This is a genomic window from Streptomyces sp. SP17BM10 (genome assembly GCF_036322405.1).
Lineage (GTDB): Bacteria > Actinomycetota > Actinomycetes > Streptomycetales > Streptomycetaceae > Kitasatospora.
The window spans coordinates 16,959-34,808 of record NZ_JAQYXB010000576.1 but is presented as its reverse complement, the minus strand read 5'-3'; the positions used below and the strand labels follow the sequence as shown (position 1 = coordinate 34,808).

Sequence of the window (17,850 nt, the reverse complement as noted above, 5' to 3'; positions counted from 1 at the left end):
GACGGGCGCGCTGGCACGACGGAGCCGGGCAGGACGGAGCCGGGCAGGACGGAGCCGGGCGCGGAGGAAGCCGCTCCTGGCCCCGTCCGCGTGCCGTCACACCGGCGGGGGCGTCCAGGTGCCGGGGTCGGGGCGGCCGATCAGGGTCGCGGAGACGAGTTCGTCGCGCGCGTTGGCGGTGCCCCAGACGTCGGTGGTCTGGGCGTTGGCCGGATAGACCTTCGGGGTCCAGCCGTGCTCCTCGTCGATCACCTGGGCGGCGGTGGTGTACTCCAGCACGAAACCGGAGGACGGCTCCTGGAAATAGGAGAAGGTGTTCTGCCCGACGCCGTGCCGTCCGGGGCCCCAGACCGGGGCAATGCCCGCGCGCATCAGCGAGCCCGTGGCCCGCATGAACTCGTCAAGTCCGTGGACCTCGAAAGCCACGTGGTTGAGCGAGGTGTGCGGGGCGCGGGTGAAGGCGATGGTGTGGTGCACCGGGCCGGTGCGCAGAAAGCACATCACGTCCTCGACCCAGTCGGTCACCCGGAATCCCATGACCGTCTCGTAGAACTCGCGCGCCACCTGGATATCCGGTGTGTTCAGCACGACGTGGCCAATCCCCTTCGGGCGGGTCTCGCTCGCGGTCACGGGTGTGAACACCCGCCCCGCCACGTCGGCGGAGACCTCGACCGTCCGGCCGTCGCAGTCCAGGAACCGCACCGCGTGGCCCCCGCCGAGGTCCTGGCGCGGGCCGGGCTCGCCGAGCAGCCGGCCGCGCGGGTGGGCGGCGACCCGCGCGGCGACGAGATCCACCTCGGCCGCCGACTCCGCGGCGAGCGCGATCAGGTCGACCCTCGGCTCGTCGGTGGCGCGCAGCCGGAGCACGTGGCTCTCCGGGCAGCCCGCGCCGAAATAGATCCGGTCGCCGTCGCGTTCGACGACGTCCAGCCGCCAGCGATTCTCGTAGAATTCCGCGGCGCTCCGGAGATCCGGTACGCCGAGACCGACATGCCGCACGTGCAGAACCATGCTGCCCCCTGAGGACAATGCGAGGATTCACGCCGTTGAATAGCGCGGGAAATCATCGGGTGAACTCGAACGGAACGGCCGGAGTTCGACCCGCTTCGCACCCTAGGCGGATTTCCGGGGGAAGTCGACGGTGACCGGACACCCCGCATTCGCACGCGCGTCCGCAGCCCGGCCCGACCCCGACCGCACGCGGCCCGCGCACCACGACCCTCCGCCGTGCGCGCATTCTCATGAAGATTCGTACGCACATCCGCCGGCCGCGCCGCGCCGGCGCCGGGCCTCGGCCGGCCGCCCCCGGCCGGATCCCGACGGCTTGGCGGCGGATCGACGCCAGTGGCAGGATTCCGCCACCAGTCCCGTCACACGAGCATCTTGACGCCCCGCAGGGCGCTCGGGGCCCACCCCGGGGCGCGGCGGACCGGGCCGCACCCCCGCCGCCCCGGCGGTGCCGACCGGCCGTGAGCACACCGCGCACCGAATCCGCGGGAACCACGCCGATGTCGCTTTGGAATTGACCGAAGCTTTCCGTGGATTCGTCCGCCGCCAGCACCCCGGCGCCCGGGAACAGGATTGCCTACCCGGCCGCGACCCGCCTCACACCCGGCGCCGGGAATTGTCCCGGGGCCGCCGGGACCCTTGACTGTTCGCAGCTAAATCACGCATTGTCAGGAACATTGACGGGGGGCGACAACGGGATGCGGACGCTCGGCGGGCGCCGGTCCACGGACCGCCCCAGAAATTCGAAAATCCGCTGAACCTCAACGACTCCGGGAACGTTACCGCCTGAGCCGACCCAGGCGCGCCTTCCCGGACAACGGTTCCGTCACACACGGGGAGTAGCGTCGAATGAGCACGACTCAGCCTTTCTGTCACGTCGGCGATCCCACCTCACTGCTGCTGTCGCTCCGGCACGACAAGCTGCAGCGGTCCGCCGTCACCGTGGTGCCGATCCGCGCGCTCCTCGACGCCGACTCGCCGAGGCTGGAGGGCGAGGACGGCGAGCACGTCCGCCTGCTCGCCGCCTCCGACGCCACCCACCCGCCGATCCTCGTGCACCAGCCGTCGATGCGGGTGGTCGACGGCATGCACCGGCTGCGGGCGGCGGAGCTGCGCGGCCAGCAGGAGATCGAGGTCCGCTTCTTCCAGGGCAGCGAGGCGGACGTCTTCCTGCTCTCCGTGGCCGCCAACATCAAGCACGGGCTGCCGCTCTCGCTCGCCGACCGCAGCTCGGCGGCCCGGCGGATCTTCGCCACCCACCCCGCCTGGTCGGACCGGATGGTCGCCTCCGTCGCCGGGCTGTCCGCCAAGAAGGTCGCCGAGCTGCGCCAGGAGCAGGTGTCCCACCTGCCCAAGCTCACCAGCCGGATCGGCCGCGACGGCCGCTCCCGGCCGCTGGACTGCTCCCAGGGGCGGGAACGCGCCGTCGAACTGATCGCCAGCAACCCGCAGGCCTCCCTGCGCCAGATAGCCAGGGAGGCGGGCATCTCCCCGGCCACCGCGGCGGACGTGCGCGACCGGCTGCGCCGCGGCGAGGACCCGGTACCGGCCCGGCGGCGCGGCGGCGCCGAGCGGAACGCACCGCCACGAGAACCCGCGGCGCAGCGTCAGGAACCGAAGTCCCCGGCCGAGTTGGCCGGGCTGTTCGACCGGCTGCGCAAGGATCCGTCGCTGCGCTTCAACGAGACGGGCCGCACACTGCTGCGGATGTTCGACGCCTGCCACGCGGTGGTCCGCGAGCAGCAGGAGATCGCCCAGCGCCTGCCCGCGCACTGCCTGGTGTCGGTCGTCGAGCTGAGCCACGGCTGCGCCGGGATCCTCCAGTCGCTGGCCGACAGCCTGCAGCGGGGCGACGAACCGCGGGCCGCCGGAGCGGTTCAAGCGCGGACGAGCGTCAGTTGAACACCGCCGCGGCGCAGACGCCGTCCCCCGCGACCGAGGTCGACGTGATCGTGGTCGGTGCCCGCTGCACGGGCGCCCCGCTGGCCATGCTGCTCGCCAGGCAGGGCCACCGGGTCCTGGTGCTGGAGCGCGACCGCTTCCCCAGCGACACCATGTCCACCCACTGGGTGCAGCGGCCCGGCGTCGAACGGCTGGCCCGCTGGGGCCTGTTGGACGCGCTCGTCGCCACCGGCTGCCCACCCCTGGAGCGGATCGGCCTGGACTTCGGCGGCCTCACCCTCAGCGGCGCCCCGACCTGCGACGACGCGGTCACCGGCCCGGCCGTCACCTACGCGCCGCGCCGCACCGTCCTGGACGAGCTGCTGGCCGACGCCGCCCGGGCGGCCGGGGCCGACCTGCGCGAGGGCGTCACCGTGCGGGACGTGCTGCGCGGGGCGGACGGCGGCCCGGTCACCGGCGTGCTCGCCGAGACCGCGGACGGCGAACGGTTCACCGTCGCCGCGAAGGTCGTGGTCGGCGCCGACGGACGCAACTCGACCGTCGCCCGTGCCGTCGACGCCCCGATGCTCGTCGACCGCGGGCCGCTCGCCGCCACCGCCTACGCCTACTGGACCGGACTGCCGGTGGACGGCGTCGAGGCGCACTTCCGGCCGGGCAGCGGCCTGTCCATGTGGCCCACCCACGAGGGCCGCACCGTCGTCGCGCTCAGCCTGCGCCGCGAGGCCTTCCGCGACTGGGGGAGCGAGCGGCGGCGCGGCTACGTCGACGCGCTCGCCGGCTTCCCCGGCGCCGCCGCGCGCATCGCCGCGGCCGAACTCGCCGGGCCGGTGCGCGGCGCCGCCGGCCTGCGCAACTACTACCGCCAGTCCCACGGCCCCGGCTGGGCGCTGGCCGGCGACGCGGGCCACCACAAGGACCCGATCGCCGCGCGCGGCATCTCCGACGCCTTCACCGACGCCGAGAACCTCGCCGCCGCCCTGCACGACGCCCTCACCGGGAAGCTCCCGCCGGACCGCGCCCTCGCCCGTTACCAGGCCCGGCGGGACGCGGGCTCCGCCGCGACGTTCGAGTTCGCCTGCCGCCAGGCCGCCCTGACCGGGGCGGACGAGCACCTCACCACGGCCGTGCGGCAGGCGAGGGCGGATCCGGTCGCGGCCGGCCGGCTGCTCGGCGTCTTCGCCGGAGCCCGCCGCCTGGAGGAACTCCTCCCCCGCACCGCCCCGGGCGCCCGGTGACGGCGCCCGGACTGCTCGACTGGCTGGACGCCCCGGCCCCGGAGCGCGGCATCCGCTTCCTCCGGCCGGACGGCACCTGGGTGCGCCACCCGTACCCCGAACTGGCCGCCGCCGCCCACGCCGTGGCCCACCGGCTGCGGGCGGCCGGCGTTCGGCCCGGCCGGGCGGTGGCCCTGGTGCTCGGCTCCGGGCCGGAGTTCGTCGCGGCCTTCTTCGGCACGCTGCTGTGCGGGGCGGTGCCCGCGCCACTGGCACCACCGGCGACCTTCCAGGACGACGCGGCGTACCGGGCCAAGCTGGCCGCCCAGCTCGCCGCCCTGCGGCCGACGGTGATCCTGACCGCCGCCGGGCCGACGGCCCGCGGCCTGCCCGGTGCCGGCCCGCCCGCCCCCGGCCTCGCCCTCCGCCTGCCCCCGCCCGTCGCCCCCGCCCCCGTGCTCGACCTCGGCGAGGCGTGGCCCGACGGCTGCGCCGCCGACGCCGCCCCGGTGGGGGCACCCGCGACCGCGCTCGTCCAGTTCACGTCCGGCTCCAGCGGCCCCGCCCGCGCGGTCGTCGTCTCCGCGCGGGCCCTGGCGGCCAACCTGGCCGCCGTCCGCCGGTGGCTGCGCATGGGACCGGACGACCCCACCGCGACCTGGCTGCCGTTCCACCACGACATGGGCCTCGTCGGCTGCCTGCTCACCCCGGTCACCACCGGCGCCGACCTGTGGGTGCTGCGCCCGGAGGACTTCGTCCGTTCGCCGCTGGCCTGGCTGCGCTGCTTCGGCGAGCACGGCGCGCGGCTCACGGCGACGCCCGCGTTCGGACTGGCCCACGTGGTGCGCAGGGTCCGGCCGCACGCGCTGACGGGGCTGGACTTCGGGCGGTGGCGGGCGGTCATCACCGGGGCCGAGCGGATCGATCCGGCCATCCTGTCCGGCTTCGTGGACCTGCTCGCGCCGCACGGATTCCGCGCCGCGTCGATGCTGCCGGCCTACGGCCTCGCGGAGGCCACCCTGGCCGTCACCGGCGTGCCGCTGAGCGCGGAGCCGCGCACCCTGCGGGTGGACCGGAGCACGCTTCGGACCGGGCACCCGATGGAGCCGGCCGGCCCCGACACCCCGCCGGAGCGACGCCTCGAACTCGTCGGCTGCGGAGGCCCGCTGCTGCCCGACGGCCGGATACGCGTCGTCGACGAGCAGGGCGAGGAGCTGCCGCCGGGCCACGTGGGCGAGATCGTCTGCGCCGGTTCGTCCATCGCCGACGGCTACCTCGGGGCCGCCGCCTTCGACCCCACCGAACTGCGCACCGGGGACAGCGGTTTCCGGCACGAGGGCGAGCTCTACGTCCTCGGCCGCCTCGGGGACAGCCTGAAGCAGCGGGCCCGCACCGTCTTCGCCGAGGACCTGGAGGCGGTGCTGACGGGCATCGCGGAGCTGCGGCACCGGCGCCCGGCCGTGCTGCTGGGCGCCCTCGCCGGCGTCGACACCGCCGTGGCGGTGGTCGAGGGCCGGGAGGGGGCCTGGGTGGCGGCGGCCGTCGAGCGGCTGCGGCGCGGGCTGGACGGGGCCGAGGTCGTGGTGGTGACCGGACCCTCCGGGCTGATCCGCCGCACGTCCAGCGGGAAGCCCCGGCGGCGGCCGATGTGGGAGGCCTTCGCGGCGGGCACGCTGGGCGGACGGGTGGTGGGCGGCACCGCGTGCACCTGACGCACGCGGTGCCGCCCACCACCCGTTCCCCTCAGCCGAGTTCCGCCCGCAGCACGGCCGCCACCGCGCCCGGGTCCTCCAGCAGCAGGTTGTGCCCCCCGGGCAGCAGGCCGAGCCGGAACCCGCCGGTGGTGAAGCGCGACCAGGCCGCCACGTCCTCCTCCGCCACCGAGTGGTCCGCCTCGCCGAGCAGCGCGAGCACCGGCGCCCCGATCGGGTCGACCGCGAACTCGTGCCGCTCGATGGCCTCGTAGTCGGCCCGCAGCGCGGGCAGGACCAGCTCCCGCAGCTCGGGCTGGCCGAGGACCGCCTCCGGCAGGTAGCCGTCCCGCGCCACCTGGGCCAGGAATTCGTCGTCGGGCAGCCGCCAGGTGTGCACCGGGGGGATCCGGTCCGGCGCCTGCTGGGCCGAGAGGACCAGCCCCGCCAGCCGGCCCGGGGGCAGTCGGCGGGCCGTCTCGTAGGCGAACACCGCGCCGCCGCAGTGGCCGTAGAACAGCACCCGGCGCCCGTCCGCGTGCGCGGCGACCTGCTCGGCGAGGCCGTCGCACAGCGGGCCGAGCTCGGTGTACGGCTCCTCGTCCATCCGCGACTCGCGCCCGGGCAGCCGCACCGCCACCGCCTGGCAGTCCTCGCCCAGCCCGCGGCACAGCGGCTTGACCGCGGCGGTGCCCGCTCCGGCGTGCGGGAACGCGTACAGCACCGTCCCGGCGGAGGCCTGCCCGGATATCTCCACCAGCCATCGATATTTTGCCATGGGCGGCATGATAGGCATTTCCGGCGCCCGCTGTCCGCGTTCCGGTCAAACGCCGCTTTACCCTTCCACCGCGGCCCGCCAGACTTTCTCCAGAACCATTCGACGTGGAGAATTGGAGCGCTGAATGCATGGTCCGCAGCTCAGGGTGGCACTCGTTCAGCAGGGCGTCTGGGACATGCCGCTGGAATCCATGCCGCTGGCCTCCGGATACCTGAAGGCCATGATTCTGGAGGATCCCGGACTCCGGTCCGGGACGGCGGTCGAGATCTGCAACTTCCGGGGCCGCGTGACGCACGGGGAGATGGCCCACCGGCTGTTCCGGGAGGAACTGCCCGACCTCGTCGGCTTCTCCGTCCTGGGCTGGAACGTGCGGGCCTTCGGGGCCCTCGCCGCGACCTACCGCCAACTGCAGCCCGACGGCTGGACGGTGTTCGGCGGCACGCACGTCAGCGGTCAGGCGGAGCGGGTGTTCCGGCTCCACCCGGAGGTCGACGTGATCGTCAACGGCGAGGGCGAACTGACCTTCCCCGAGCTGGTCCGGGCCCGCCGGGACGGCCGTTCGCGGCACGAGCTCGACGACATCGCCGGAATATCCTTCCGGCGCGCCGACGGCACGATCGTCACCACCGGGGACCGGCCCAGGATCGAGAACCTCGACATCATCCCCTCACCCTTCCTGACCGGTGCGATCGACCTGCTCGACGAGGCCGGGAACTTCCGTTACGACGTCGCCCTGATCGAGACCAACCGGGGCTGCCCGTACAAATGCGCGTTCTGCTACTGGGGCGGCGCCGTCGGCCAGCGCGTGCGCGCGTTCTCGCGCGAACGGCTGCGCGCCGAACTCGAACTCTTCGGGAAACTCGGCGTGCACACCGTGGTGGCCTGCGACGCGAACTTCGGGATGCTTCCGATCGATCTCGAACTGGTCGAGGACCTCATTTCCATCAATCGCCGCCTGGGATTTCCCCGGGCCTTCGAGACCTCCTGGGCGAAGAACAAGTCCAAGGTGTTCTACGAGATCGTGCGGCGGATGAAGGAGGCCGGCCTGCGCAGCTCGTTCACCCTGGCCCTGCAGTCGCTCAGCCCGGACGCCCTGGACTCGATGCGCCGGCGCAACATGAAGGTCAACGACTGGCGGGAGCTCGTCGAGTGGCTCGGCCGCGAGGGCCTGGACTGCTACGCCGAGCTGATCTGGGGCGCGCCGGGCGAGACCGTCGAGTCCTTCCTGCGCGGCTACGACGAACTCGCCGAGCACGTCTCGCGGATCGCCGTCTACCCGATCATGCTGCTGCCCAACACGGAGTACTCCGAGCACAAGGAGGTCCACGGGATCGTCGCACTGCGCGGCGACCACGACGACTTCGAGTACGTGCTGGCGCACCGCACCATGACCTTCGAGGACAACGCCCGGATGCAGCGGTTCCTGTTCTGGGCCCGGGTGGTGGCCGAGAACGCCGTGCTGCGGCACTGCTGGCTGCCGCTGCGCCGGCTCGCCGGGTGGACCCAGTCCGAGGTGCTCGACAGCCTGGCCGACTGGATCGACACGACTCGCGCCCCCGAGGCCGCGCCGCTGCGCGAGGCGGCCGCGCGGGCGCACGGCGGCGGCGCCCCGGCCTACGCGGCGGCGATCGGCTACCTGTTCACCGAGCGCGCGGGCCGCACGGCCCTCGAACGCTGGTGGAGCGAGGCGGTGAGCCCGCGGCTGGGCGCGGAGCACCGGGCGTTCCTGGACGAGGTGTTCCGCTACGACCTGCTGACCCAGCCGGTCGTGGCGGACCAGGAGGCGCTGGTCGAGGAGGTCGCGGGCCGCGGCTACTTCCGGCGGGCCGGTGTGACGTTCAGCCACAACGTCCCGGCGGCGCTGGCCCTGATGCGGGCCGGTCAGGAGCCGGACCTCGGCCCGGACCCGACCTGCCTGGACCTCTACTACCGCAGCGGCGCGCTGAACGCGGTGCGTTCGACGAACCACGAGGAGATCGTCCACTTCATGGGCGAGCCCCGGCCGGCCGGTGCGGCGTTCTGAGTTCCGGGAACAGCGACGGGCGGTGGCGGATCCTCCCGCCACCGCCCGTTTCGACGTTCCCGCCTACAGCAGCCGCAGCAGCGCCGCCCGGTCCACCTTGCCGGTGTCGCGCACCGGGAACGCGTCGACCGCCAGCACCCGCGCGGGCACCAGGTGCGCGGGCAGCCGGGTGAGGAGGTACGCCCGGGCGTCCTCGGGGGACGGACCGTCGGCCGCCGGGACGTAGAAGGCGGCCAGGTCGCGGCCGCCGGGCCGGTCCACCGCGGTGACGAGCGCGGCGCGCACCCCCGGGCACCGGTGCAGGGCGTGCTGGACCTCGCCGAGCTCGATCCGGTGGCCGCGCACCTTCACCTGGTCGTCCAGCCGGCCGAGGAACTCCAGGTTCCCGTCGGGCAGCCAGCGGGCGCGGTCGCCGGTGCGGTACATCCGGCCGCCGGGCTCCGGAGAGCCCGGTTCGGGGCGGAAGGAGGCGGCGGTCAGCGCGGCCCGGCCGGCGTAGCCCGCGGCGACGCAGGCCCCGGCGATGTAGAGGTCGCCCGGCTCCCCCACGGGCTGGGGCCGCAGGGCGGCGTCGAGGACGTGGTAGCGGGCGTTGGCCATCGGACGGCCGTACGGGATGCTCGGCCAGGCCGGGTCCACCTCGCCCACCGGGAAGGCGTTGGACCAGACGGTGCACTCGGTGGCGCCCCCGAGGGCCACCACCTCGGCGCGGGGGAAGGCCGCGCGGATCTCGTCGGGGAGCGTGAGCGGCACCCAGTCCCCGCTCAGCAGCACCAGCCGCAGCGAGCCGCGCCCCTCGACGGGCCGTCCGTCGAGGAAGGGGGTGAGCATCGCGAGCGCGGCCGGCGCCGAGTCCCACAGGGTGATCGGCTCGGCCTCCAGGAGGTCGATCAGCACCTCCGGTTCGGCGGTCTCCGGCTGGGTCGCCAGGTGCACCGAACCGCCCGCCGCGAGCACCCCGAAGAGGTCGTAGACGGACAGGTCGAAGCAGAAGGAGGCGACGGCGAGGATGCGGTCCCCGGGCCCGACCGCCCAGGTGCGGTTCAGCCACTCGATCAGGTTGACGACCGGCCGGTGCTGGACCATGACGCCCTTGGGCTTGCCGGTCGAGCCGGAGGTGAACACGGCGTACCCGAGGTCGTCCGCGGTGACGGTGCCGGGCGGCAGCGCTCCGGCGGGCGTGGCCTCGATGTCGGCGCCGGTCCGCACCCGGCCTGGCCGCACGGCCGGTACCGCGCCCTCCCCCACGGTGATGAACGCGTCGTAGCGGTGGGAGAGTTCGCCGACGAAGTCCTCCGCGCGGCGGCGCCGTACCTCGACCCCGGCGACCAGTGGCAGCAGCTGCGGGAGCCGCTCCAGCAGGGCGGGCGGGATCCGCAGGCCGGCGTGGGCCTCCAGGCCCGGGTCGATCAGGTCGGCCAGCAGCAGGGTCCCGCCGGGGCGCAGCATCGGCAGCAGGCCGCGCAGCGTCTCCAGGAAGTAGTCCATGTCCGGGAGGAACTGGACGGTGCTCGCCATGATCGCGAGGTCGAACCGGCCGGACACGGCCTGCGCCACCTCGTGGGCGTAGCAGACCGCGCCCTCCGCCGCGTAACCGCCCGCGGCCGCCGCGGCCAGGTTGCGGTCGACGGCCACCGAGGACGGGTCGACGGCGACGTAGCGGGCGGCGGTGGGAGCCAGCGCCTCGGTGATCAGGCCGGAGCCGCAGCCCACCTCCAGGATCCGCGCGCCCTCGCCGGCCGCCTCGCGGCCCAGCCGGCCGACGTGGTCGCGGTAGCCGGTCACGTCGCCGGGCCGGTAGGGGCGTTCGGAGCGGCGCAGGTTGAAGCCGGCCGCCTCCAGCGGGTCGGGCTCGCCGGAGAGGAAGTCGAAGAACTCCTCGACCATCTCGCGGTCCAGCACCTCGGCCCAGGTGTCCTTCGCGGTGATCTCGGGACAGATCACCTCGCGCACCGAGGGGGCGTCCCAGCGCAGTTCCTGGACGGCCTTGAGGCGGGCGCGGCCGGCGACGACGCACCTCACGCCCAGGTCGGTGAGGAGTTCCAGGGCGCGGGCGCGGGGCCAGGCCGGATCGATGGGCACGTACGCGGCGCCGGACTTGAGCACCGCCACGAGGGAGGCGGCGGCCAGCGGGGTGCGGTCGGCGTAGAGCGCCACGTACGCGCCGCGGCCGATGCCGCGCCCGGCCAGCAGGCGGGCCAGCCGGTCCGTCCAGGTGTCGAGTTCGGCGTGGGTGAGGACGGTGCCGTCGCTCGCCACCAGGGCGGGGCGGTCGGGGTGGGCCCGGGCGGCGGCCCGCAGCAGGTCGGGGACGGTCGCGGTGACGGGGAAGGGCCGGGCGGTGGCGAACCACTGCGGCGGGGGCAGGAGGCGGTCCGGTCCGGTCATGACGCGCCGTCCTCCTTCTCCTCGGCCGGGACGAGCCCGCGGGCCGTGAGCGCCCGGGCGAGGTCCGCGACGGTCGGGTGGTCGAAGAACATCCGCAGCGGCAGCCGGGTGCCGACCTGCCGGCCGATGCCGGCCATGATCCGGGCGACCAGCAGCGAGTGGCCGCCGACCGCGAAGAAGTCGTCCTCGTCACCGAAGTCGTCGCGGCCGAGGGCCGCCGCCCAGCCGGCCCGGACGAGGGCGGTGGCAGGGGTGACGGGATCCGCGGGGGTAGAAGGGGTCGTTGACACTACTGGCCTCCTGCGAGTGGGTGCGCGCGGTCCGCGGCGGGGACCGTCGCGAGCGTGGACACGATGGCCGTCAGGCCGGTCAGGACGCGGTCGAGCAGCCGTCGGACGTCCGCCGGCGGGTGCGCCGCCGCGTTGTGGCGCACCCGCACCAGCAGCCGGTCGTCGATCAGCAGGGCGCTGACCTCCAGCGGGTAGGGGCGAGGGTTGCCGGGGCCGCGGTCGCCGGTGCCGGCGAGCGGCAGCGGGGTGAGCGCCCGGCCCTCGGCGGGTGCGCCGCCGCCGACCAGCCGGCCCGCGCGGCCGAGGTAGTTGACGTTGACGGTCGCGGGCGGCCGCGCGGCCAGCCGGTCGCGCACCGCGGGATCGCTCGCGGCGTAGCGGAGCAGGCCGTGGCCGAGGCCCTCGGCGGGCAGCGCGTCCAGCAGCGCGCGGACCGTGCGGTAGGTGGCGGCCGGGCCGGCCTCCCCGGCCGACCGGTCCGGGGCCACCGTCACCGGGTGGACGGCGGTGAACCAGCCGACGGTGCGGCTGAGGTCGACGTCCGGGAACAGCTCGGCACGGCCGTGCGTCTCGACGTCCAGCACCACCTCGCGCTCCCCCGTCCACTCGGCCACCGCCTGGGCGACGGCGGCGAGCAGCACGTCCTGCGCGCGGTCGCGCCCCCGGCCACCGGTGGCGGCCAGCAGCGCGGCGGTGGCGTCGGCGGGCAACGCGGCCTCGGCGAGGGCGGCCTGGCCCTCCGTGCCCGCGTCGGGGCGGGCGTCCGGCCGGGCTGCCGGGCGGGTCCAGCGGTCCAGTTCGGCCCGGACGGCGGGCGTGTCCGCGTGGGCGTGCAGCCGGGCCGTCCACTCGGCGAAGGGGGTCGTGAGCGGGGGCAGCCGCACCTCCCCGCCCGCGAGCAGCTGCTCGCAGGCCCGGCCGAGGTCGTCCAGCAGGATCTGCCAGGAGACGAAGTCGACGACGAGGTGGTGGGCGGTCAGGAGGAGACGCAGGCCGGGCTCGTCGCCCTCGGGAAGCAGGACGGCGGCGAACAGCGGGCCGTCGGTCAGGTCCAGTTCGGCCTGGGCGCTCGCGGCGGCGCTCTCCGCATCCGGGCCCGTGCCGGTGGCGTCGAGGACGCGGACCGGCTCGGCGTCGGGCCGGGCGGTCTGGTGCCAGCCGTCCTCGTCGCGGTGGTAGCGGAAGCGCAGCGCCGGGTGGTGCGCGGCGACGGCGAGCAGCGCACGGCGCAGCAGGTCCGCGTCCAGGCCGGGGGCGGCGCGCAGCAGCAGCGTCTGGTTCCAGTGCTGCGGCCGGACGAGCGGCAGGTCGAGGAACCACTGCTGGACGGGCGCGAGCGGGACCCTTGCGGGGCCGTCCGAGGAGGTGGGGGTGCCGGGCCCGGGTGCGGCCGTCCGCTCGGCCACGGCGGCGAGTTCGCGCACGGTGGGGTGGGTGAAGATCTGCCGGGGCGTGAGCCGCAGGCCGGCCTCGGCGGCGCGGGAGACGATGCTCATGCTGGTGATCGAGTCGCCGTCGAGGTCGAAGTAGTCGTCCTCCGGGCCGACTTCGGCCACGCCCAGCACCTCGGCCCAGATCGCGGCGAGGACGGCTTCCGCCGGGTCCGTCGCGTCCGCCGGCCGGTCCGGCTCCTCGGCCCGGGGCCGCACGGCGGCGGACAGGCCGGTGCGGGCGGTCTTGCCGTTCCGGGCGGCGGGCAGGCGGTCGGTCAGCAGCACCGCGGAGGGCAGCAGGTACTCGGGCAGCAGCTCGCGCAGGGCCTCCCGCAGGCGGGGCGTCGACTGCCCGACGGCCACGCGCGCGACGAGGTCGGCGTCCTCCGGCACGACGGCGGCGCCCAGCACCCCGGGCAGTCCCAGGAGCGCGGCCTCCACCCGGCCGGGCGCGACCAGGTAGCCGTTGCGTCGGGTGAGGTCGGCGGCGCGGCCCAGCACGACGATCCCGCCGTCGGGCAGCCGGCGGGCGAGGTCGCCGGTGCGGACGGGCTCGTCGCCCGGGAAGCGCGTCACCCACAGCTGCCCGGAGACCCCGGCCGGGGCCGGACGGCCGACGTCGTCGAGCACTCGGACGGCCATCCCGTCCAGGGCCCGCCCGACCGGCAGCGGCCGGAAGGGGTCGGTGGCGGGCAGGTCGTCGGCGCCGACCTCGCGGACGCAGACGACGGGCGCGGTCTGCGCACCGCCGTAGCCGTGCAGCAGCCGGGAGTCGGGGGCCGTCGCGAGCCACCGTTGCGCGACCGCCGGGGTGAGCGGCTCGCCGGTGACGAGGAGCGTGCGCACGGCCGGCTCGCGGCCGGTCGCGGCGAGGGCCGGGAGGAGCGCGGACAGCTCGGACGCGGTGACGGTGACGAAGTCGAACACCTGGGATCCGCAGAGGAGTCGGGACAGCCCGACGGTGGTGTCGAGCACCACGGTGGCACCCGCTCCGAGTGCCGCGAGCGACCTGGCGAGCACCTGGTCGGCGCTCAGCGCGCCGTGCACCAGGACGCGGGCCGCCGGGCCGGACTGCCCGGCCAGCCAGTGTGCCCAGGCCGCGAGCGCGCCGTGCGGCTGCAGGACGGCGCTGGGCTCGCCGGTCACGCCGGACGTTCGGAGCACCAGCGCGGGATCGGCCGGCCCGACGGGGACCGGCTCGGCCCGGCCGGCCTCGCCCGCCTCCTCCGGGCAGAGCACCGGCAGTGGCAGCTCGCCGAGTTCGGCGCGGGCCGCCGCCGTGGTGATCAGCAGGTCCGCGTCCGCGCAGGCCCTGCGGACCTCGGCAGCGGTATCGAGCGGCTCGGCGACCGCGCCGCTGCGCAACACGGCGAGCCCGGCGGTCAGCAGATCCGCGGACCGCTCGGGGAACCAGAGCAGGACGCGCACACCCGGGGCGAGGCCCCGCGCGGCGATCCGGGCGGCCAGCGCCCCGGCCCGGTCCGACACCTGGCCGTACGTCAGCGTGTCGGTGCCCGCCACCAGCGCGGCGCGCCCCGGGTGCGCGCGCGCCAGGCCGCCGATCGCCTGCGGCAGCGCGGGTGCCGGACCCGCCGGAGCGGCGACGTCCGACAACGGGCCACCACCCTCCGCGTCCACCTCCGCCAGCGGCCGCTCCGGCCGCTCGAGCAGCCGTCCGACCCATTCCTCGAACTGCGCCGCGAACCGCTCGACCGTCGCCGCCTCGTACAGGTCGGTGTTGTACTCCCAGGCGATCGCCACCGTGTCCGCGGACTCGTGGACCGCGCCGGAGAAGTCGTAGACCACGCCGCGCCGCCGCAACGGGAGCGACTCCAGGGCGAGGGAACCCAGCCGCAGCTCCTGGCCGGCCCCGGACAGGAAGCGGCTCACGGCGAGCATCCCGCCGTCCTGGGCCTTGTTCTGGCCGAAGCCGATCTCCACCAGCGGCGTCCGGCTGCGGTCCCGGCGACGTCCGGGCTGTTCGGCCGCCAGCCGCTCCACGACCGTCGCGAACGGCAGTTGCTGGTGCTCCAGACCGGCCAGCAGCCCACGGCCGGTGGCGGCGAGCAGGTCGGTGAACGGACGCCGCGGGTCCACCTCGGTGCGGCACACCACGGGGTTGACGAAGTAGCCGAGCACGTCGGCGAATTCGGAGCGTTGTCGGTTGGTGGTGATGGTCGCCACCGCGATGTCGCGCTCGCCGGTCCAGGCGTGCAGGTAGCCCTGGAAGGCGGCGAGGAGGACGGTGTAGACGGTGCTCCCGTGGCGGCGGGCGAAGTCCTGGAGGGCCTTGACGCGCGGCTGGTCGAGTTCGTGGACGTGGAGGGCGCCGCGCTGGCTCTGGACGACCGGGCGGGGCCGGTCGGCGGGGAGTTCGAGCGCGGGCGGCGGGTCGGCGAGGAGTTCGCGCCAGTACGCCCAGTCGCGTTCGGCCGCGGGGCCGGCGAGGGTCTCGGCCTGCCAGCGCACGTAGTCGGTGTAGCCGTGCCGGGGCGCCGGCCGGTACAGCTCGCCGTCGGCGGCGTGGGCGGCGGCGAGGTCGCGCAGGAGGGCGACGGTGGACCAGAAGTCGGTGGCGATGTGGTGCACCGTCACGAGCAGCACCGGGCCGTCGGCGGCGCCGAGGTGGAGCCGGACGCGCAGCGGCGTCTCGCGGTCGAGCTCGAAGGGGCGGAACGCCGTCGCGCTCAGCCGCTCCGTGCGGTCGGGCCAGTCGGCGGGGACGGTGACCACCGCGAAGTCGACGTCGGCGTGCTCGGCGACGCGCTGGACCGGGCGGCCGTCGCGCAGCGCGAAGGTGGTGCGCAGGGCCGGGTGGCGGTCGACGAGGGTCTGGAAGGCGCGCCGAAGCGCGTCGGGGTCGCATTCGGAGGTGATCCGGGCCGCGAAGCTCTGGTTGTAGGCGGCGGCCTCCGGGACGAGCTGGTCGGCGTGCCAGATCGCGGACTGGTTGTGGGAGAGCGGGAACTCGCCGACGACGGGGCCGCGGGCGACGAACACCTCGGTGGGGCCCTCCGTGTCGTCGGCGAGGCGGCGGGCGAGGGTGTCGAGGCTGGCGCCGCCGAGGAGTTCGGGCAGGCCGACGGTGCGGCGCAGGTCGTCCTGGACGGCCATCTTGAGGCGCAGCGCCGCCAGCGAGTCGAGGCCCTGGGCGTGCAGCGGCGCCGCCGGGTCGAGCCGCTCGGGCCGGACGGCCAGCAGGTCGGCGGTGCGCCGGCGCAGGTGTTCGGTGAGCAGGTGGGCGCGGCGCCGCGGGTCGGGCTCGTCCCAGATCCCCACGGCCGGGCGGGCCGCGCCGGTGTCCACGAGGGCGGCGAGTTCGGCGGCCAGACGGCCCCGGCGGAGCTTGCCGAGTTCGGTGCGCGGCAGAGCGGCGACGGTCTCGAAGCGTGCGGGGACCTTGTGCCCGGCGAGGCGGGCGCGGCAGTGCGCGCGCAACTCCTCGGCGGGGACCGGGCCGTCGTCGCCCGGCACGACGGCGGCGACGAGCAGGTCGCCGCCACCGGCCAGGGGGACGCCCACCACGGCCGCCGCACGGACCGCCGGGTGCGCCTCCAGGACCTCCTCGACCTCGACGGGGTTGACCTTGTGCCCGCCCGTGTCGACCAGGATCCGTTTGCGGCCGGTGAGGTGGAGGCGGCCGTCCTCGTCGAGCCGGCCGAGGTCGCCGGTGAGGTAGCGCTCGGGGCCGGGGCGCAGCAGGGTCCCGCCGGGGGCGAGTTCGCCGAGCATGACGGACCGGCTGGTGACGGCGATCTCGCCGGTGCTGCCGGTCGGCAGGACGCGGCCCTGCTCGTCCAGGACCTCGACCCGCACCCCGCGCAGGGGGCGGCCCACCGACTCGGGGACGAAGCCGTCGGGGTCGCAGTCCCAGCTGACGCTGCCGGCCTCGGAGCTGCCGTAGGTCTGGCGGACGGGCACGCCGAACCTGGCGAGGAAGCGCTCCCGGACGGCGGGCGCCAGGAAGTTGCTGCCGGACAGGCAGAGCCGGACGGAGGAGAGGTCGGCGGGCCGGTCCTCGGGCCAGTCGGCGAGGGCGCCGAGCAGGTAGGGCACGGACGGGAGGACGGTGACGCGGTGGCGGGCGACGAGCGCGAGCAGGCCGGCGGGGTCGGGGCCGCCCGTTTCCACCGCACCGACGGCCCCGGAGGGTTCGGGCAGGACGAGGGTGGCGCCCGCGAGCACCGCGACGATCATGCAGCAGAACTGGCCGAGCGCGTGGTAGAGCGGCACGGGGCAGAGCAGGACGTCGTCGGGGGTGACGGCGGCGCTGGCGATGATGTGGTCGGCCTCGGCCAGCTGGTTGTCCTGGCTGCGGCAGATCCGCTTGGGCTCGCCGGTGGAGCCCGAGGAGTAGGTGAGCACCCACGCCCGGTCGGGGTCGGCCGGGCGGGCGGGCAGCGCGTCGGCGCGCATCAGTTCGTCGAAGGCGCGGCCGCCCTCCGCCGGGCCGTCGCCGACGACCACCAGGACGGCGCCCGGGGCGAGTTCGGCCCAGCGGGGGGCGAGCGCCGCCGTGGTGATCACGACGTCGGGCCGGCCCTCGGCCAGCACCTGGTGGTACTCCGCCTGCGTCAGCCCCGGGTCCAGCGCGAGCACGCGGGCGCCGAGGCCCGCCGTCGCGAAGTAACCGACGACGAACTCCGGGCAGTTGGGCAGCGCGAGCAGCAACAGGCCGTCCGGCCCGAGGCCGAGCGCGTGCAGGGCGCCGCGCGCCCGGGCGATCCGGTCGGCGAGTTCGCCGTGGGAGATCCGGCGCTCGCCGCAGACCAGCGCCGCCCGGCCGGGCCAGCGCTCCGCGACGGCGCGCAGCCGTTCGTCGATCACGCCGCTCCCCCGCTCACCTCGGCCCGGGCCAGCTCGGCGACCACGTAGTCCTGGACGTCGCTGAGGCGGCGGATGAGCCGGGCCCGCTCGCGGTCGATCGGCGGCAGGCCGTACTCGTCCTCCAGCGCGAAGGCCAGTTCGAGCAGCGCGAGGGAGTGGTAGCCGAGCTCCTCGACCAGCTCGGGGTCGGGCCGGTCGGCGAGGCCCTGGTCCGGCGCCATGCCGATCACGATATCGCGGATGTCCTGCCGGGTCTCTTCCGCGGTGCGCTCGCTCATGTGAAGGTCTCTCCCTCT

10 protein-coding genes are annotated in these 17,850 nt (G+C 75.4%); 4 read left to right on the top strand and 6 right to left on the bottom strand.

The features are described from left to right. Window positions 1–96 precede the first annotated feature (96 nt). The gene (locus PUR71_RS16330) at window positions 97–1,011 is read right to left on the bottom strand and encodes a VOC family protein (protein ID WP_329927714.1); all 915 of its coding nucleotides are present in this window, start codon (window positions 1,009–1,011) and stop codon (window positions 97–99) included. A gap of 846 nt (window positions 1,012–1,857) precedes the next feature. On the opposite strand from PUR71_RS16330, the gene PUR71_RS16325 reads away from it, so the two are divergent. From PUR71_RS16325 to PUR71_RS16315, 3 genes are read left to right on the top strand one after another with little or no spacing between them, the layout of a single operon-like run. After that, on the top strand, window positions 1,858–2,910 hold the full coding sequence (locus PUR71_RS16325; protein ID WP_329927713.1) for a ParB/RepB/Spo0J family partition protein: 1,053 nt from the start codon (window positions 1,858–1,860) through the stop codon (window positions 2,908–2,910). Next, window positions 2,907–4,145 carry an NAD(P)/FAD-dependent oxidoreductase gene (locus tag PUR71_RS16320; protein ID WP_329927712.1) on the top strand — a complete coding sequence of 413 codons (1,239 nt, stop codon included), beginning with the start codon at window positions 2,907–2,909 and terminating at the stop codon, window positions 4,143–4,145. Before PUR71_RS16325 ends, PUR71_RS16320 begins: the two co-directional genes overlap by 4 nt. Further along, a complete protein-coding gene (locus tag PUR71_RS16315) occupies window positions 4,142–5,836 on the top strand; it encodes an AMP-binding protein (RefSeq protein ID WP_329927711.1) in 1,695 nt (564 codons plus the stop codon). Before PUR71_RS16320 ends, PUR71_RS16315 begins: the two co-directional genes overlap by 4 nt. Before the next feature lie 31 nt (window positions 5,837–5,867). Here PUR71_RS16315 and PUR71_RS16310 read toward each other — a convergent pair whose 3' ends face one another. Further along, a complete protein-coding gene (locus PUR71_RS16310) occupies window positions 5,868–6,593 on the bottom strand; it encodes a thioesterase II family protein (protein ID WP_329927710.1) in 726 nt (241 codons plus the stop codon). Between the two features lie 145 nt (window positions 6,594–6,738). Here PUR71_RS16310 and PUR71_RS16305 point away from each other — a divergent pair, with 145 nt between their 5' ends. Continuing rightward, window positions 6,739–8,616: a KedN5 family methylcobalamin-dependent radical SAM C-methyltransferase gene (locus PUR71_RS16305; protein ID WP_329927709.1), complete on the top strand. Its 1,878-nt coding sequence runs from the start codon at window positions 6,739–6,741 to the stop codon at window positions 8,614–8,616. Window positions 8,617–8,679: 63 nt separating this feature from the next. Here the strand turns inward: PUR71_RS16305 and PUR71_RS16300 are convergent, their stop codons facing one another. Genes PUR71_RS16300 through PUR71_RS16285 form a run of 4 tightly spaced genes read right to left on the bottom strand, consistent with a single transcriptional unit; the run spans window position 8,680 to window position 17,832 of the window. Then, complete coding sequence (locus PUR71_RS16300; RefSeq protein ID WP_329927708.1) at window positions 8,680–11,004, bottom strand: amino acid adenylation domain-containing protein; 2,325 nt, start codon at window positions 11,002–11,004, stop codon at window positions 8,680–8,682. After that, window positions 11,001–11,294 carry an acyl carrier protein gene (locus tag PUR71_RS16295; protein WP_329927707.1) on the bottom strand — a complete coding sequence of 98 codons (294 nt, stop codon included), beginning with the start codon at window positions 11,292–11,294 and terminating at the stop codon, window positions 11,001–11,003. The genes PUR71_RS16300 and PUR71_RS16295 overlap by 4 nt, the downstream gene beginning before the upstream one ends. After that, entirely contained in the window at window positions 11,294–17,554 is a 6,261-nt protein-coding gene (locus tag PUR71_RS16290) for a condensation domain-containing protein (protein WP_329927706.1), read from the bottom strand. The genes PUR71_RS16295 and PUR71_RS16290 overlap by 1 nt, the downstream gene beginning before the upstream one ends. Further along, window positions 17,551–17,832, bottom strand: coding sequence for a hypothetical protein (locus tag PUR71_RS16285; RefSeq protein WP_329927705.1), 282 nt, complete (start codon window positions 17,830–17,832; stop codon window positions 17,551–17,553). The genes PUR71_RS16290 and PUR71_RS16285 overlap by 4 nt, the downstream gene beginning before the upstream one ends. Between the last annotated feature and the right edge of the window lie 18 nt (window positions 17,833–17,850).